Raw genomic sequence first — 16,418 nt, forward strand, 5'->3', positions numbered from 1 at the left:
AAGGAGCCGTTGTGATCAAGGTCGTACGAGGAAATCCGACGCCCGAGGAGCTGGCCGCCGCACTGGCGGTCGTTCAAGCCCGGGCCGCGGCCACGGCGGCGGCGTCCGCCGAGGGCGCCGGCCCGGCAGTGCCGGAGGGCTGGTCGGACCCCTCCCGCATCGCGCGGACGGTACGGCACCGGCCGGGCCCGCGGGCCTGGGCGAGGTCGTACTGGCCCGTCTAGCCGACACCTGACGAGAGGCCGGACCCCGTGTGCGGGGGGTCCGGCCTTTCGCGTGCGTCCGCCCGGCGTCACGTACGGCGGAGGAAGAGGCCGGTCAGGACGGCTCCGGCGGCGACGATCGCGGCGTTGACGAGGACCGCGAGGCCGATGCCGTCGAGGAGGACGGGGGCGGTGACGACGACGGCGCTCATGATCGGCGTGCCCATGGTGATGCCGATCTGCTGGGTCATCGTCGCGAGCCCGGTCGCCGTGCCCTGCTCGCCGTCGGGGATGCCGGAGGTGGCGGTGACCATGAAGCCGACGATCGCGAGCATGTTGCCGACGCCGCCGGCGAAGGTCGCGGCGAGCAGCAGCCAGAGGCCGCCCCGGTCGTCGCCGAGCCCGTACAGGGACAGGGTGGCGGCGGCCTGGAGGAGTCCGCCGGAGACGAGGGCGGCGCGGGCGCCGAAGCGGCCGATGAACCGGGAGGCGGTCACCCCGCCGAGGATCGTGCCGGCGCCGAGGACGCCGAAGGAGAGCCCGGCGGCCAGCGGCGAGAAGCCCAGGACGTCCTGGAGGTAGAGGGTCATCAGGAAGACCAGGGAGGTCTCGGTGACGAAGGCGACGAGCCCGGCGACGTTGCCCCAGACGACCGTGCGGCGCCTCAGGACGTGCAGCGGGACGAGGGGCGAGGCGGCCCGGCGCTCGGCGAGGCCGAAGGCGGCGAGGAGGACGGCTCCGGCGGCCAGGGCGAGGAGCGCCACGGGGTCGGCCCAGCCGTGCTCGCCGGCGACGGTCAGGCCGTAGACGAGGGCGAGGAGCCCGCCCGTGACGGTGATCGCGCCCGGCACGTCGAGGCGGGGCCGGACGGCCGGGCGGCTCTCCGCGAGGACGGCGGGGGCGACGAGGAGGACGGCGAGGGCGACCGGCACGTTGACGAGGAACGCCCAGCGCCAGGAGAGCAGGTCGGTGAGGACGCCGCCGAGGATCGCGCCGGTGGTGAAGCCCGCGGACATCAGGGCGCCGTTGAGGCCGAGCGACTTGGCGCGCAGCGGGCCCTCGGGGAAGGAGGAGGTGAGCAGGGCGAGCCCGGCGGGGGTCACGGCGGCGGTGGCGAGGCCCTGGGCGACGCGGGCGGCCATCAGCGTCCCGGGGCCCGTGGCGAGGCCGCCGGCCAGCGAGGAGAGGCCGAGGAGGGCCATGCCGCCGAGGAAGAGGCGGCGGCGGCCGACGAGGTCGGCGACGCGCCCGAAGAGGAGGGTGAAGCCGGCGGCGGCGAGGGCGAAGGCGGTGGCGATCCACTGGAGGCCGCCGAGGGTGAAGCCGAGTCCCTGGCCGATGACGGGCAGGGCGACGTTCAGGATCGAGAAGTCCACGGCCAGCATGAACTGGGCGAGGAGGAGGACGACAAGGACGATGCGCATCCGGCCGGTCATGCGGTCGGCGGCGGGTCCCGTGGCGGGCTCGGTGGGCGCGGGGAGATCCAGGGCAACCATGCGAACGACCCCTTAATGGGAGACTGGTTCCGTTAAGATGTCCCGTACCGTAGCAGAGTCGATGGTGCTAATGGAACTGGAGACCCATTTGAACGAGAGCCGGCCGGCCTCACCCGGCACCCTGCGCCCCGGCGGCCGCACCGCCAAGGTCCGGAGGGCCGTCCTCGAAGCCACCCTGGAAGCCCTCGCCGACACCGGCTTCCACGCCCTGAACATGGACCGGATCGCCGCCAGCGCCGGCGTCGGCAAGACCACCGTCTACCGCCGCTGGACCTCCCCCACCGGCCTGGTCGGCGACCTCCTGCACGACATGGCGGAGCAGTCCCTGCCCGCCGCCGACACCGGCACCCTCGCCGGAGACCTCCGGGCCAACGCCGAACTCGTCCGGGCCACCCTCACCGACCCCCGGATGGGCGCCGTCTTCCGCGCCGTCATCGCCGCGGCGGCCTGCGACGAGGAGTGCGCCCGCGCCCTCGCCGGCTTCTACCGGACCCGGCTCGCCGAATGGACCCCCGCCGTCGCCAAGGGCGCGGCCCGCGGCGAGATCCCGGCCGGGACCGACCCCGTCGAACTGCTCCGGGCCGTCTCCGCGCCGCTCTACTACCGCTTCGCGGTCACCCACGAGGAACTCACCGCGAGCGTGGCCGAACGGGCCGCGTCGGCGGCGCTCGCGGCCGCCCGCGACGGCGTCTTCGTCCGCGAATAGTCCTTCGGCACGGGGCCGCCTGAGTATCCGTACTCAGGCGGCCCGCGAGCCCCGCCCGGAGGATCGGAGCATGCTGTGGTCCGACCCGAAGAACCAGCCGCCGAAGTTCCTGCGCGACATGCAGGCGATGCTCCGCCGCAGCGGTGTGGTCCTGGCGCTGGCGATGGTGGTGGCGATGGTCGTCGTCAGCGCGCGATGAGCCGGTGAGCGCCGCCGGTTCGGCGGGAACGGGCCCGCCGCACTGGCTACGCTGCCCCCATGACTGCTGAACCGCGCCGTGTCGTCCTCGCCTCCGCCTCCCCCGCCCGCCTCGGCCTGCTCCGCCAGGCCGGGCTCGCCCCCGAGGTGATCGTGAGCGGCGTCGACGAGGACAAGGTCCACGCCCCGACCCCGGCCGAACTCGCCCTCGCGCTCGCCGAGGCGAAGGCCGCCCATGTGGCCGCCAGGCCCGAGGTGTTCGGCGCGCTCGTCATCGGCTGTGACTCGGTCCTCGAACTCGACAAGCAGGCCCTCGGCAAGCCGGCCGACGCCGAGGAGGCCACCGCCCGCTGGAAGGCGATGCGCGGCCGCGTCGGCATCCTCCAGACCGGTCACTGCGTGTACGACACGGCGGCCAAGCGGTACGAGTCGGCGACCGCCTCCACCGTCGTGCGCTTCGGCGAACCGACGGACGCGGAGATCGCGGCGTACGTGGCGAGCGGCGAACCGCTGCACGTGGCGGGCGCGTTCACCCTGGACGGCCGCTCGGCGCCGTTCATCGACGGCATCGACGGCGACCCGGGCAACGTGATCGGCCTGTCGCTGCCGCTGCTGCGCAGGCTGCTCGGGAAGCTGGGCGTCGAGATCACCGACCTCTGGGTCTGAAACGCCGCCCGGGGACCGGACGAGCCGGACCGGACGAGCGGGACCCAGGCGAGCGGGGCAGAGGCGGGCGGGACGCAGGCAGGCGGGACCCGGGCGAGCCGGACCTGGGCGAGCCGGACCGGGTAACCGGCGCTCAGGCCGCCGCCGGCTCCTGCGCCGGGGCCTTTTCGGCCGGGGCCTCCTTGCCGTACGCCACCAGGGTGAGGACGAGCAGGCCGAGGACGAGCATCAGGAAGGCGAAGGCCTTCCAGCCGAGGAGGCCAACCGCGACCGCGCCGAGGAGGCCGTGCACGACCGCGCAGCCGATGAGGAGCGCGCGGCCGAAGCGGCCCGGCGCGCGGTCGCGGACGCCCGCGAGGAGGGCGACGAGGCCGCAGAGGACGAGGGCGGCGCCGGAGCCGATGCCGAGCGCCCAGGTGCCGGTGACCATCGCGTCGGGGTCCATCCCGTCGAGGGACATCGCCTGCACCTCGACGAACCGCGCCATCACGGCGTTGATCGCGACGATGCCGGGCGCTTCGAGGAGGAGCACCGCCGCCGTCACGAGAGCTATCGGTCTGCGGGCCACCTCGGCCACCCCCTGGATTCGCCTGTTACCGACAGTACGATCGACAGCGCGAAGGCTACTGGCCGGTAAACCCCTGGACAAGGGTTCGCGCACGGCGGGTGGCGGCGGACGCGTCCGCAAAGAATCGTCGAGCCATTCGTAGGGACTCGACAAAGAAACCCGAATGGCGACTGGCCGGATGAACAGAGACCTGCGCCACACCTCGGATCTACTGTGCCGTAAAGGAACCCTGCGTACCGTGGTGCGACAAGGGAATTCACGACCCGAGCAGGCCCGGGGTCACGCTCCGTGTGGGCAAGCTCACCACAGGGGACGGGTCGAAAGGCCGTGTCGGCAGTCCCTAAACTCAGCTTGTTTCAAGGAGGGAGCCATCGTGCGCAAGGTGCTCATCGCCAACCGTGGCGAAATCGCTGTCCGTGTGGCCCGGGCGTGCCGGGACGCGGGTATCGGCAGCGTGGCCGTGTACGCCGAGCCGGACCGGGACGCTCTGCACGTCCGGGCGGCCGACGAGGCGTTCGCTCTGGGCGGTGACACTCCGGCGACCAGTTACCTGGACATGGCCAAGGTGTTGCAGGCCGCGCAGGACTCCGGGGCGGACGCCGTCCACCCGGGTTACGGCTTCCTCTCCGAGAACGCCGAGTTCGCGCAGGCCGTCCTGGACGCCGGTCTGATCTGGATCGGGCCGCCGCCGCAGGCGATCCGCGACCTGGGTGACAAGGTGGCGGCGCGTCACATCGCGCAGCGCGCCGGCGCGCCGCTCGTGGCCGGCACCCCCGACCCCGTGTCGGGCGCCGACGAGGTCGTCGCGTTCGCCGAGGAGCACGGCCTGCCGATCGCGATCAAGGCCGCCTTCGGTGGCGGCGGTCGCGGCCTGAAGGTCGCCCGCACCCTCGAAGAGGTCCCGGAGCTCTACGACTCCGCCGTCCGCGAGGCCGTCGCCGCCTTCGGCCGCGGCGAGTGCTTCGTCGAGCGCTACCTCGACAGGCCGCGCCACGTCGAGACCCAGTGCCTGGCCGACTCCCACGGCAACGTGGTCGTCGTCTCCACCCGTGACTGCTCGCTCCAGCGCCGCCACCAGAAGCTGGTCGAGGAGGCGCCCGCGCCGTTCCTGACGGCCGAGCAGAACGCGGAGCTGTACGCGGCGTCGAAGGCGATCCTGAAGGAGGCCGGCTACGTCGGCGCCGGCACGGTCGAGTTCCTCGTCGGCACGGACGGCACGATCTCCTTCCTCGAGGTCAACACCCGCCTCCAGGTCGAGCACCCGGTCACCGAAGAGGTCACCGGCATCGACCTGGTCCGCGAGATGTTCCGGATCGCCGACGGCGAGGAGCTCGGTTACGGCGACCCCGCCGTGCGCGGTCACTCCTTCGAGTTCCGTATCAACGGCGAGGACCCGGGCCGCGGCTTCCTGCCCGCCCCCGGCACCGTCACCGTCTTCGACGCCCCCACGGGCCCCGGTGTCCGCCTGGACGCCGGTGTCGAGTCGGGCTCGGTCATCGGCCCGGCGTGGGACTCGCTCCTCGCCAAGCTGATCGTCACCGGCGCGACCCGCGAGCAGGCGCTCCAGCGTGCCGCCCGCGCCCTGGCGGAGTTCAAGGTCGAGGGCATGGCGACCGCGATCCCGTTCCACCGGGCCGTCGTCGTCGACCCGGCGTTCACCGCGAACCCGTTCCGCGTCCACACCCGGTGGATCGAGACGGAGTTCGTCAACGAGATCAAGCCCTTCGCCCCCGCCGCCGGTGAGGCGGACGAGGACGAGGGCAACCGCGAGACGATCGTCGTCGAGGTCGGCGGCAAGCGCCTCGAGGTCTCCCTGCCGTCCTCGCTCGGCATGACGCTGGCCCGCACGGGCCTCGCGGCGGGTGCCAAGCCGAAGCGGCGCGCGGCCAAGAAGTCCGGCCCGACCGCCTCCGGCGACACCCTCGCCTCCCCGATGCAGGGCACGATCGTCAAGGTCGCGGTCGAGGAGGGCCAGGAGGTCAAGGAGGGCGACCTCATCGTCGTCCTGGAGGCCATGAAGATGGAGCAGCCGCTCAACGCGCACCGCTCCGGCACCGTCAAGGGCCTGAGCGCCGAGGTCGGCGCGTCCGTCACCTCCGGCGCCTCCATCTGCGACATCAAGGACTGACCCGTCGCACCCAGTACGGTACGGAGGGCCCGCAGGCAGCAGCCTGCGGGCCCTTCGTGCACGCTGCGGCCCGGGCGCAGATCGGGCCGGACCAGGGGAGGGCCATCAGCCATGCGAGCCGACGCGCGCCGCAACCACGAGCGGCTGCTCACCGAAGCCCGGACGGCCTTCGCCGAACAGGGCACCGACGCACCCCTGGAGGAGATCGCGCGGCGCGCGGGCGTCGGGATCGGCACCCTCTACCGCCACTTCCCCACCCGGGCCGAACTCCTCAACTCGGTCTTCCAGGAGGCCCTGGCGGAACTGCTCGACCGCTCGCGGGAGCTGGCGGAGGCGGACGCGCCGTGCCGGGCGCTCGTGGAGTGGCTGCGGGCGCTGATCACCCACGCGGTCGAGTACCGGGGGCTCGCCCACGCGCTGATGTCCGCGTCGTACGACCGGAGTTCCGCACTCGCCCGGTGCAGCGATCCGCTGCGCGCGGCGGGCGAGCGACTGCTCGGGCGCGCCCAGGAGGCGGGGCAGGTACGTGCCGACGTGTCGATCGGCGACCTGATGCAACTGACCAACGCGATCGCGCTGGCGGCGGAACAGTGCCCGGAGGACGCACTCCTCGCGGACCGCCTGCTCGCACTGACGCTCCGGGGGCTCAAGGGCTGAGCCGGCCTCGGCGCTGACGCCACGGGCGCTCGACGGCTGAGAGCCGGGCCCTCGTCCCGCGCAGGTGCACGGGGGCGTGGGACCCCTGGGGGAGGGTCCCTCGGGGCCTCAGCGGCGGCGCATGTCCGCGACGCGCGCGGTGCGCTCCATCGTCTCCGCGGCCATGCCGCCACCCGGACCACGGTACTGACCGGCCGCCATCCGGCCCCGCTGGACGGGGAGCGGCATGTCACGGCGGGGCCGGGCGCCCGGGGGGTGCTGGTCACCGCCGGCCGCGCTCTGGCCCGTGCCGGCGACGGCGATCTGTACGCCCTGGTCGGCGAGGGCCTGGAGCTCGGTGGCGGCACGGTCGTCGTGGGCCGGGGGCTCGTCGGTGACGAGGCGGGTGATGACGTCCGTCGGCACCGTCTGGAACATGGTGTCGGAGCCGAGCTTGGTGTGGTCGGCGAGGACCACGACCTCCGCGGCCGCCTGCACCAGCGCCCGGTCCACGCTCGCGGAGAGCATGTTGGACGTGGACAGGCCGCGCTCGGCGGTCAGCCCGCTTCCGGAGAGGAAGGCCCGGGAGACCCGCAGCCCCTGGAGGGACTGCTCGGCCCCGCTGCCCACCAGCGCGTAGTTGGAGCCGCGCAGGGTGCCGCCGGTCATGACGACCTCGACCCGGTTGGCGTGGGCGAGGGCCTGGGCGACGAGCAGGGAGTTGGTGACCACGGTCAGACCGGGCACGCGGGCGAGCCGGCGGGCCAGCTCCTGCGTGGTCGTCCCGGCGCCGACGACGATGGCCTCGCCTTCTTCGACGAGGCTCGCGGCGACGTCGGCGATGGCCGTCTTCTCCGCGGTCGCGAGATGGGATTTCTGCGGGAAGCCGGATTCTCGCGTGAATCCGCCCGGCAACACCGCACCGCCATGGCGGCGGTCGAGGAGTCCTTCTGCCTCGAGTGCCCGTACGTCTCTCCGTACGGTCACTTCCGAGGTCTGGACGACGCGGGCGAGCTCGCGGAGCGACACGGCCCCATTGGCTCGCACCATTTCGAGGATCAACTGGCGACGTTCTGCAGCGAACACGAAACTGACAGTAACGTGACCGGCCGATAGTTTTCAGCACTATGCGCCGAATTGCAGAAGATGCGCACAGACGGGGCCTCCAAGTGGTATGGGAGGCCCCGTCGTTGATTGATCTATGCCCCGCCTTGCCGGGGGTTGTCCGAGTCGGCGAACCGTTCCCGCAGGCGGGAGCGGCGCCCGACGGGCGTGCTACGCCTCGCCCGCCGACTTTCGGGTGTGCAACTGCCGTGCCACTTCCGCGATCGAGCCCGACAGGGAGGGGTACACGGTGAAAGCATTTGCGATCTGTTCGACCGTCAGATTGTTGTCGACCGCGATCGAGATCGGGTGGATCAGCTCGCTCGCCTTCGGGGCGACGACGCAGCCGCCGACCACGATGCCGGTGCCCGGACGGCAGAAGATCTTGACGAAGCCGTCCCGGATGCCCTGCATCTTCGCACGCGGGTTGCGCAGCAGCGGCAGCTTGACGACCTTGGCGTCGATCTTGCCCGCGTCCACGTCGGCCTGGGTGTAGCCGACGGTGGCGATCTCGGGATCGGTGAAGACGTTCGACGAGACCGTCTTCAGGTTGAGCGGGGCCACCGCGTCGCCGAGGAAGTGGTACATCGCGATACGGCCCTGCATGGCGGCGACCGAGGCCAGCGCGAACACGCCGGTGACGTCGCCGGCCGCGTACACGCCGGGGGCGCTGGTGCGGGAGACCCGGTCGGTCCAGATGTGACCGGAGTCCTTCAGCTTGATCCCGGCCTCCTCCAGACCCATTCCGGCCGAGTTCGGGATCGCGCCGACCGCCATCAGGCAGTGCGTGCCGGAGATGACCCGGCCGTCCGCCAGGGTGACCTCGACCCGGTCGCCGACCCGCTTCGCGGACTCGGCGCGGGAGCGGGCCATGACGTTCATGCCGCGGCGCCGGAACACGTCCTCGAGGACGGCCGCCGCGTCCGGGTCCTCGCCCGGCAGCACCCGGTCGCGGGAGGAGACGAGGGTGACCCGGGAGCCGAGCGCCTGGTAGGCGCCGGCGAACTCGGCGCCGGTGACGCCGGAGCCGACCACGATGAGCTCCTCCGGGAGCTCCTTGAGGTCGTAGACCTGCGTCCAGTTCAGGATGCGCTCGCCGTCCGGCTTGGCGTCGGGCACCTCGCGCGGGTGGGCGCCGGTCGCGATCAGCACGGCGTCCGCGGTCAGCGTCTCCTCCGTGCCGTCGGCCGCGGTGACGATCACCTGGCGGGAGCCGTCCACGGCCTGCCGGCCGGAGAGCCGGCCGCGCCCGCGCAGCACCCGGGCGCCCGCCCGGGTGACGGAGGCGGTGATGTCGTGCGACTGGGCCAGCGCGAGGCGCTTCACCCGTCGGTTGACCTTGCCGAGGTCCACGCCCACGACGCGGGCGGCCTGCTCCACGTGCGGGGTGTCGTCCGCGACGATGATGCCCAGCTCCTCGTACGAGGAGTCGAAGGTGGTCATCACCTCGGCGGTGGCGATCAGGGTCTTGGAGGGGACGCAGTCGGTCAGGACGGACGCGCCGCCGAGGCCGTCGCAGTCGACGACGGTCACCTCCGCGCCGAGTTGGGCGCCCACCAGGGCCGCCTCGTATCCGCCGGGTCCGCCGCCGATGATCACGATCCGGGTCACTGGGATCTACGCCTCGCGCTCTCGTTCTGCCGGGGGGTCCCCCCGCTGGGGTGCAGTGCGTACGCCATTGTCCCGCACGCTTCAAGTGCGTACCCCATTCTCCCGCACGCCCGGCGCTGCCTCACGTCGGGGCACCGTAGGGGGTGTCGCGCGCCCTCCGCGCGTCCGCCACCTCGGAGTTCGGCGGACACCCCACCCCCTCCCGTACCCTCGGTCCCATGTCGCTCTACGCCGCGTTCGCCGGCAACCTCGACGCTCGGCTGATGAGCCGCCGCGCACCGCACTCCCCCCTGCGCGGCACCGGCTGGCTGAACGGCTGGCGGCTGACCTTCGGCGGTGAGCAGATGGGCTGGGAGGGCGCGCTCGCCACCATCGCGGAGGCCCCCCGCTCCCAGGTCTTCGTGGCGCTGTACGACATCGCGCCGATGGACGAGGACTCCATGGACCGCTGGGAGGGCGTGGGCCTCGACATCTACCGGCGGATGCGGGTGCGGGTGCACACCCTCGACGGCGAGGAGGCGGCCTGGGTGTACGTGCTCAACGCCTACGAGGGCGGGCTGCCCTCCGCCCGGTACCTGGGCGAGGTCGCGGACGCGGCCGAGTCGGCGGGCGCACCGCACGACTACGTGATGGAGTTGCGCAAGCGTCCCTGTTGATCCGCCCGGGAGACCGGAACCTCCCGTTCGTCGGAAACGACAAGACAACGATCGCATGTCCGTCAGCATCGTCATCTACGCGCGTAGGCATTCTCCGGCTACGCTTCTTCGCGTACCAAATCCGTCCGGGGCCCCCCTCGGACTCCCCTCCCCGAGGCGAGAGAGTCAGTGAACGCAACTGCCACCCCGTACGAGGCCGCCGAGGCCGCTGCCGCACGTCTTCGCGAGCTGACCGGAGTCGAGAACCACGACGTCGCCCTGGTCATGGGCTCCGGCTGGGCCCCCGCCGTCGACGCGCTCGGAGACCCCGAGGCCGAGTTCCCGGTCACCGAACTCCCCGGCTTCCCGCCGCCCGCGGTCGAGGGCCACGGCGGCAAGATCCGCTCGTACAAGATCGGCGACAAGCGCGCGCTGGTCTTCCTCGGCCGCACCCACTTCTACGAGGGCCGCGGCGTCGCCTCCGTCGCCCACGGCGTCCGCACCGCCGTCGCCGCCGGCTGCAAGACCATCATCCTCACCAACGGCTGCGGCGGCCTCCGCGAGGGCATGCGCCCCGGCCAGCCGGTCCTCATCAGCGACCACCTCAACCTCACGGCCGCCTCCCCCATCGTGGGCGCCAACTTCGTCGACCTCACCGACCTGTACTCGCCGCGCCTGCGCGCCCTGTGCAAGGAGATCGACGAGACCCTGGAAGAGGGCGTCTACGTCCAGTTCCCCGGCCCCCACTACGAGACCCCGGCCGAGATCAACATGGTCCGCGTCATGGGCGGCGACCTCGTCGGCATGTCCACCGTCCTCGAGGCCATCGCCGCCCGCGAGGCCGGCGCCGAGGTCCTCGGCATCTCCCTCGTCACCAACCTGGCGGCGGGCCTCTCGGGCGAGCCGCTGAACCACGAAGAGGTCCTCCAGGCGGGGCGCGACTCCGCGGCGCGAATGGGTGAACTCCTGACGCGGGTCCTCGACCGGATCTGAGTTCCCCGTGCGCCCCTCGCACCGCCCGGCCCGTGGGGGGCCGGACGGGCTTCGGGGCGCCGCGCGGGGCCTCCACCCCGCCCCGCCCCTTCCCGACACCGGAGCACGCCCCCGGACCCGTACGGCCCGCGGCCGTGCCCCCGACCGCCGGGCGGGCCTTGACACGGCGCCGCCTCCCCGCCCCGTCGGCGTACGAGGCGCGGGGGCCGGGGCGGAGCCCCGGTTTCGGGAAGGGGCGGGGTGGGGGAAGGCTCCGCGCAGCGGCACCGCACCCGCCCGCACTCCCGCCCAACCCCCGAAAGGCACACCACCGTGACGCAGGACGACCTCCTCGCCCGGGCCCAGGCGTGGCTCGCCGAGGACCCCGACCAGGAGACCCGCGAGGAACTCGCCGCGCTCCTCGACCGCAACGCCACCGACGAGCTCGCCGACCGCTTCGGCGGCACGCTGCAGTTCGGCACGGCCGGGCTCCGCGGTGAGCTCGGCGCCGGGCCGATGCGGATGAACCGCTCGGTCGTCATCCGCGCCGCGGCGGGACTGGCCGCGTACCTGAACGCGAAGGGCGAGCGGGGCGGCCTGGTGGTCATCGGCTACGACGCCCGCTACAAGTCGGCCGACTTCGCCCGTGACACGGCCGCCGTGATGATCGGGGCGGGGCTGCGCGCGGCGGTCCTCCCGCGACCGCTTCCGACGCCCGTCCTGGCGTTCGCCATAAGGCATCTGGGTGCCGTCGCCGGCGTGGAGGTGACGGCGAGCCACAACCCGCCGCGGGACAACGGCTACAAGGTCTACCTCGGCGACGGCTCGCAGATCGTGCCGCCCGCCGACGCGGAGATCGCCGCCGAGATCGACGCGGTGCGCTCCCTCGCGGACGTGCCCCGCCCGGAGTCCGGCTGGGAGACCCTCGGCGACGAGGTCCTCGACGCCTACCTGGAGCGCACGGACGCCGTCCTGACCGCCGGCTCCCCCCGGACCGCCCGGACCGTCTACACGGCCATGCACGGCGTCGGCAAGGACGTCCTGACGGCGGCCTTCGGCCGCGCCGGCTTCCCGCCGCCCGCGCTCGTCGCCGCGCAGGCCGAGCCCGACCCGGCGTTCCCGACGGTCGCCTTCCCGAACCCGGAGGAGCCGGGTGCCATGGACCTCGCCTTCGAGGCGGCCCGGGCCGTGGACCCCGACATCGTCATCGCCAACGACCCGGACGCGGACCGCTGCGCGGTCGCCGTGCCGGACGCGTCCGTCGAGGGCGGCTGGCGGATGCTGCGCGGCGACGAGGTGGGCGCGCTGCTCGCCGCGCACCTGGTGCACAAGGGCGCCACCGGCGTGTTCGCCGAGTCGATCGTGTCGTCGTCGCTGCTCGGCCGGATCGCGCAGGCCGCGGGCGTCGGCTACGAGGAGACGCTGACCGGCTTCAAGTGGATCGCCCGCGTCGAGGGACTGCGGTACGGCTACGAGGAGGCGCTGGGCTACTGCGTCGACCCCGAGGGCGTCCGCGACAAGGACGGCATCACGGCGGCGCTGCTCGTCACCGAGCTGGCCTCGGTGCTCAAGGAGCAGGGCCGCACGCTCACCGACCTCCTCGACGACCTGGCGGTGGCGCACGGGCTGCACGCCACGGACCAGCTGTCGGTGCGGGTCGAGGACCTGGGCGTCATCGCGAACGCGATGGCCGCGCTGCGCGAGCGGCCGCCGGTCTCGCTCGCCGGGCTCACGGTCGTCTCGGCCGAGGACCTGACGAAGGGCACGGAGTCGCTGCCGCCCACGGACGGCCTGCGCTACCACCTGGAGGGCGACTACAAGGCCCGGGTCATCGTCCGCCCGAGCGGCACCGAGCCCAAGCTGAAGTGCTACCTGGAGGTCGTCGTCCCGGTCGGCGACGGCAGCGAGCTGGCGACGGCCCGCGCCACCGGCGCCCGGGTGCTCGCCGAGATCAAGCGGGACCTCTCCGCCGCCGCGGGGCTGTAGGGCGACCGCGGGACGGACACGCCGGAGGGCCGGTACGGAAGCGATTCCGTACTGGCCCTCCGGCGTGTCCGTCCGTCCCGCGCCGTGCCTCCGGCGTGTCCGTCCGTCCCGCGCCGTGCCTCCGGCGTGTCCGTCCGTCCCGCGCGGTGCCTCCGGCGTGTCCGTCCGTCCCGCGTGTCCGACCGGTCAGCCGATCGCGACCAGGATCACGAGGAGCAGCAGCCCGGCGGCGGCGGGGCCCACGATCTCGTACGCCCAGCGCACCTGCGGCTCGCCCTGCGCGCCCGGGCTCTTGGCGCGGGTCTCGGCGAGTTCGCGCAGCTCGGAGACGGTCTTGTCGCCGGCCGCGATCCGGGAGGACGCGTCGTTCACGTCGGCGGAGACGGAGGTGCGGCCGTGCGGATCGTCCTGGGAGGCGCGGGCGGCGCGGCGGGCCGCCCGCTTTCGCTGGCGCAGCGAGACGGGGATGGCCCACAGCTGGTACTTGGCGCCGTCCTGGGTGAAGACCTCGCTGGAGTAGCCGGCGCGGACGTCGGCGACCGAGGCCCAGGGCAGGGTGATCGACCGGAACGGGTTGCGGATCCGGAGCCGGTCCTCGTTGGCGTACACCGCCGGCCGGATCGTGAAGGCGACGATCAGCGGGGCGGCGAGGAGGACGCCCGCCAGCGCGACCCACGGGGTGTTCCCGTCGCCGCGGATCGCGGCGTCGATGCCGAACAGGCCCGCGAGGAGCAGCAGGAACACCCCGCTCGCGATCCCGAGGGGCGAACGGAAGACACGGTCGGCGGCCGGCTGTCCGGCGGCCGGCTGTCCGGGGGTCGACTCGCGGCTGGGCTCGTGACTCGGCTCGGGGGTCGGCTCGGGGGTCGTCATGCCGCCGATTGTGCCTCAGCGGGCCCGTGGAGGCTCAGGCGGCCCGCACGGCCACCAGCTCCGCGTACAGAATGATGTTGTCGGGGCGGTGGCCGTCGACCAGTTCCCCGCCGCAGGTGACGATCCGCAGCTCGGGGCGCGAGGTGTTCCCGTAGACCTTGGCGGTCGGGAAGGCGTCCTTGTCGACCTGCTCCAGCTCCCTGATCCGGAACACCGCCGTCTTCCCGTCGGCGCGGGTCACCGTGATCTCGTCGCCGACCCCGACCTTCGAGACGTTCTTCAGTACGGCGGGCCCGCGGGCCGTGTCGAAGTGGCCGACGAGCACGGCGGGGCCGGTCTCCCCCGGCGTCACGCCCTTCTCGTACCAGCCGATGCGGTCCGCGTCCGCCTCCGACGGCACCTCGACGGAACCGTCCGCGTTCAGCCCCAGGCCGAGGACGGACCCGTCGCTCCCGGTGTCGACCCCGGCGGCCGGCACCCGCACCCGGACGGGCAGCGAGCGGCCCAGCGGGCCGACGGGCGCGACGCTCGCGGTCGGCGCGGGCGCGACGCCCTCGACGATGTGCGCGGGCGGCGTGGCGCCGGCCCCGCCCCCCGCCGAACAGCCGGCGAGGGCGGCGAGCGCGGCGACGAGGACGACGACGGCGGTACGGGTACGGGCGGGGCGGCGGTTCACGGGACGGCTCCGGACGCGGTGCGACCGGCCGCCGCGCGGGGCACGGCGACCGGTCGGGGGTGGACGCTCCTGGCTCGGGTCAGGGTCGAGGAGCGGTGGACGGGGTGCGGGACGGGTGCGGTCCGGAGGGGGGGCGACGGGCCTCCCGCGGACCGCGGCGGCCGGCGTGCGGGGCGAGTGCGGTCCGGAGGGGCGACGGGCCTCCCGCGGACCACGGCGGCCGGGGTGCGAGGCGAGTGCGGTCCGGAGGGGCGACGGGCCTCCCGCGGACCGCGGCGGCCGGGGTCAGCCGCGGGAGCCGGCGCGGCGGCGCAGGACGACGAAGCCGAGGCCCGCGGCGGCGAGGGAGGCGGCGCCCGCGCCGGCGGCGACGAGCGCGGTGGAGTCGCCCGCGGTGCCGAGCTCGGCACCGGCCGCGACGCCGCCCCGCGGGATGACGGAGGTCTGACCGGCGTTGTCGGCGGTGACGCCGGTGTTTCCGGTGGTGCCCGTGCTGCCGTTCGAGGTGGTGCCCGTGACCGGGTTGAGCTTGCAGCCCTTGGGCAGCTTCGGGAAGGCGTGCGAGCCGCCCTTGCTGCCGACGCCGCCCTCGACCTTGGTGTACAGCGACGGCGTGGCGCTGAACGGGTTGTCGATGCGGGCGATGATGCCGGCGCTCTGCGGCAGCGACGGGTGGTCGCGGTCGAGCGTCGCGAAGACCTTTCCGCTGCCGATGTCCTGGAGCTCGGCCTTCGGCCCGTTCGGGCTCATCGTCAGCTCGGCCTCGGAGCCGGCGCCGATGCCGACCGTGGTGACGACGGTGCAGGCGTCGTCCTTGGTGACCGGCTTCGGGGCGGCCTGCTCGGCCGAGCCGTGGACGTAGGCGGCGAACCCGCCGTCGTACTCCAGGACGACGGTGGCGTTGTTGAAGCCGAAGACCCCGCGGGGCCCGGTCAGGTAGGTGAAGCCGGTGCCGTGGGTGCCCCACCGCAGCTGCTGGATGCCGTAGCGGCCGTTCTTCTTGGTGATCTCCAGCGTGGTGCCGTCGACGAGCTTGTACACACCGGGCTTGGCGCCCGGGAGGTAGTTGCCGACCCAGTTCTCGGTGGTGCCGTCCGCGTGGAGGACGAAGAAGGTGCCGTTGTCGTTGCCGGCGTCCGAGCGGTGGTCGGCGACGAGCGTGCCGACGCGCTGGCCCTCGCTGTAGAGCTCGGCGCGGTGGTGGGACTCGCCGACCTTGAAGATCTTGGCCTGGTCGCCGTTCAGCAGCTTCTGGGTGCGGACGTAGCCGGCCGCCTCGACGGGCTGCGGGGCGGCCTGCCTGGCCGAGCCGGGGATGTAGGCGGCGAACGAGCCGCCCTGCTCCAGGACGACGACGGCCTTGCCGAAGGTGAGGACGGAACGGTAGCCGGTCAGGTAGTGGAAGCCGCGGCCCGTGCCGTTCTCGACCAGCTGGAGGCCGTAGCGGCCGTCCTTTTTGGCGAGCTCCAGGACGGTGCCGTCGGCGAGGCGGTAGAGGCCGGGCTTGCCGATGACGCTGTTGCCGACCCAGTTGTGGGTGGTGCCGTCCGCGTCGAGGACGAAGAACTCGCCGTTGTCCTGGCCGGCGGCGGCGCTCCCGTCGGCCTCGATGGTGCCGACGATCTGGCCCTGCTTGTACAGGTAGGCGCGGTGGTGCCGCGGGCCGACCTTGACGATCTTGGCGATGGAGCCGGTGACCAGGACCTGGTCGCGGACGAAGGTCTCGCCCGGCTTCGCCTTCCAGTTCTCGATCCAGCCGGCGCCGGTGCGGGCCGGCGCGGTGGTGGAGGCGGCCGGGGCGGAAGCGGTCGGGGCCGAGACCGGCTTCGCGGCCGACGGGCCGTCGGTGGCGAAGGCGGCACCCGCGGTGAGGGCCGGGGTGATCGCGACGCCCGCGACGAGGGCGGTGGCGATGGCGGTGCGAAGGGCGGTGCGCATAACGACTCCTGTGATTCAGGTA

16 protein-coding genes are annotated in these 16,418 nt (G+C 73.4%); 9 read left to right on the top strand and 7 right to left on the bottom strand.

Features of this window, described 5'->3' with window-relative positions; all coding sequences use genetic code 11:
• The first annotated feature begins 11 nt into the window (after positions 1-11).
• Positions 12-224 (top strand): acyl-CoA carboxylase epsilon subunit, encoded by a 213-nt coding sequence (locus MRBLMG1_RS06215; RefSeq protein WP_367821525.1) that lies wholly within the window; start codon positions 12-14, stop codon positions 222-224.
• A gap of 68 nt (positions 225-292) precedes the next feature.
• Here MRBLMG1_RS06215 and MRBLMG1_RS06220 read toward each other — a convergent pair whose 3' ends face one another.
• Positions 293-1,699: an MFS transporter gene (locus MRBLMG1_RS06220; RefSeq protein WP_367821527.1), complete on the bottom strand. Its 1,407-nt coding sequence runs from the start codon at positions 1,697-1,699 to the stop codon at positions 293-295.
• A gap of 61 nt (positions 1,700-1,760) precedes the next feature.
• On the opposite strand from MRBLMG1_RS06220, the gene MRBLMG1_RS06225 reads away from it, so the two are divergent.
• From MRBLMG1_RS06225 to MRBLMG1_RS06235, 3 genes are all read left to right on the top strand, one after another.
• On the top strand, positions 1,761-2,405 hold the full coding sequence (locus MRBLMG1_RS06225; RefSeq protein ID WP_367821528.1) for a TetR/AcrR family transcriptional regulator: 645 nt from the start codon (positions 1,761-1,763) through the stop codon (positions 2,403-2,405).
• A 70-nt stretch (positions 2,406-2,475) separates the two neighbouring features.
• Entirely contained in the window at positions 2,476-2,604 is a 129-nt protein-coding gene (gene mmpB, locus MRBLMG1_RS06230; RefSeq protein WP_367821530.1) for a morphogenic membrane protein MmpB, read from the top strand.
• A 59-nt stretch (positions 2,605-2,663) separates the two neighbouring features.
• A complete protein-coding gene (locus MRBLMG1_RS06235) occupies positions 2,664-3,269 on the top strand; it encodes a nucleoside triphosphate pyrophosphatase (protein WP_367821532.1) in 606 nt (201 codons plus the stop codon).
• A 133-nt stretch (positions 3,270-3,402) separates the two neighbouring features.
• Here MRBLMG1_RS06235 and MRBLMG1_RS06240 read toward each other — a convergent pair whose 3' ends face one another.
• Positions 3,403-3,837: a hypothetical protein gene (locus MRBLMG1_RS06240; RefSeq protein ID WP_367821534.1), complete on the bottom strand. Its 435-nt coding sequence runs from the start codon at positions 3,835-3,837 to the stop codon at positions 3,403-3,405.
• A gap of 373 nt (positions 3,838-4,210) precedes the next feature.
• On the opposite strand from MRBLMG1_RS06240, the gene MRBLMG1_RS06245 reads away from it, so the two are divergent.
• Both MRBLMG1_RS06245 and MRBLMG1_RS06250 read left to right on the top strand, forming a co-directional pair.
• The gene (locus MRBLMG1_RS06245) at positions 4,211-5,965 is read left to right on the top strand and encodes an acetyl/propionyl/methylcrotonyl-CoA carboxylase subunit alpha (protein WP_367821535.1); all 1,755 of its coding nucleotides are present in this window, start codon (positions 4,211-4,213) and stop codon (positions 5,963-5,965) included.
• A 111-nt stretch (positions 5,966-6,076) separates the two neighbouring features.
• On the top strand, positions 6,077-6,622 hold the full coding sequence (locus MRBLMG1_RS06250) for a TetR/AcrR family transcriptional regulator (protein WP_367821536.1): 546 nt from the start codon (positions 6,077-6,079) through the stop codon (positions 6,620-6,622).
• A 108-nt stretch (positions 6,623-6,730) separates the two neighbouring features.
• Here MRBLMG1_RS06250 and MRBLMG1_RS06255 read toward each other — a convergent pair whose 3' ends face one another.
• Both MRBLMG1_RS06255 and MRBLMG1_RS06260 read right to left on the bottom strand, forming a co-directional pair.
• Entirely contained in the window at positions 6,731-7,687 is a 957-nt protein-coding gene (locus MRBLMG1_RS06255) for a DeoR/GlpR family DNA-binding transcription regulator (RefSeq protein ID WP_367821538.1), read from the bottom strand.
• A 189-nt stretch (positions 7,688-7,876) separates the two neighbouring features.
• Positions 7,877-9,316, bottom strand: coding sequence for an NAD(P)H-quinone dehydrogenase (locus MRBLMG1_RS06260; protein ID WP_358474766.1), 1,440 nt, complete (start codon positions 9,314-9,316; stop codon positions 7,877-7,879).
• A 218-nt stretch (positions 9,317-9,534) separates the two neighbouring features.
• On the opposite strand from MRBLMG1_RS06260, the gene MRBLMG1_RS06265 reads away from it, so the two are divergent.
• The 3 genes from MRBLMG1_RS06265 (at position 9,535) to MRBLMG1_RS06275 (ending at position 12,909) form a co-directional block, all read left to right on the top strand.
• On the top strand, positions 9,535-9,972 hold the full coding sequence (locus MRBLMG1_RS06265; RefSeq protein WP_367821540.1) for a gamma-glutamylcyclotransferase: 438 nt from the start codon (positions 9,535-9,537) through the stop codon (positions 9,970-9,972).
• A gap of 168 nt (positions 9,973-10,140) precedes the next feature.
• The gene (locus tag MRBLMG1_RS06270) at positions 10,141-10,944 is read left to right on the top strand and encodes a purine-nucleoside phosphorylase (protein WP_367821542.1); all 804 of its coding nucleotides are present in this window, start codon (positions 10,141-10,143) and stop codon (positions 10,942-10,944) included.
• Between the two features lie 312 nt (positions 10,945-11,256).
• The gene (locus MRBLMG1_RS06275; RefSeq protein ID WP_367821544.1) at positions 11,257-12,909 is read left to right on the top strand and encodes a phospho-sugar mutase; all 1,653 of its coding nucleotides are present in this window, start codon (positions 11,257-11,259) and stop codon (positions 12,907-12,909) included.
• Between the two features lie 186 nt (positions 12,910-13,095).
• Here the strand turns inward: MRBLMG1_RS06275 and MRBLMG1_RS06280 are convergent, their stop codons facing one another.
• From MRBLMG1_RS06280 to MRBLMG1_RS06290, 3 genes are all read right to left on the bottom strand, one after another.
• Complete coding sequence (locus tag MRBLMG1_RS06280) at positions 13,096-13,782, bottom strand: PH domain-containing protein (RefSeq protein WP_367821546.1); 687 nt, start codon at positions 13,780-13,782, stop codon at positions 13,096-13,098.
• A 34-nt stretch (positions 13,783-13,816) separates the two neighbouring features.
• On the bottom strand, positions 13,817-14,458 hold the full coding sequence (locus tag MRBLMG1_RS06285) for a class F sortase (protein WP_367821548.1): 642 nt from the start codon (positions 14,456-14,458) through the stop codon (positions 13,817-13,819).
• Positions 14,459-14,743: 285 nt separating this feature from the next.
• Positions 14,744-16,396: a hypothetical protein gene (locus tag MRBLMG1_RS06290; protein ID WP_367821550.1), complete on the bottom strand. Its 1,653-nt coding sequence runs from the start codon at positions 16,394-16,396 to the stop codon at positions 14,744-14,746.
• Positions 16,397-16,418 lie beyond the last annotated feature (22 nt).

The organism is Streptomyces sp. LMG1-1-1.1, from assembly GCF_040815545.1.
Classification (GTDB): domain Bacteria; phylum Actinomycetota; class Actinomycetes; order Streptomycetales; family Streptomycetaceae; genus Streptomyces.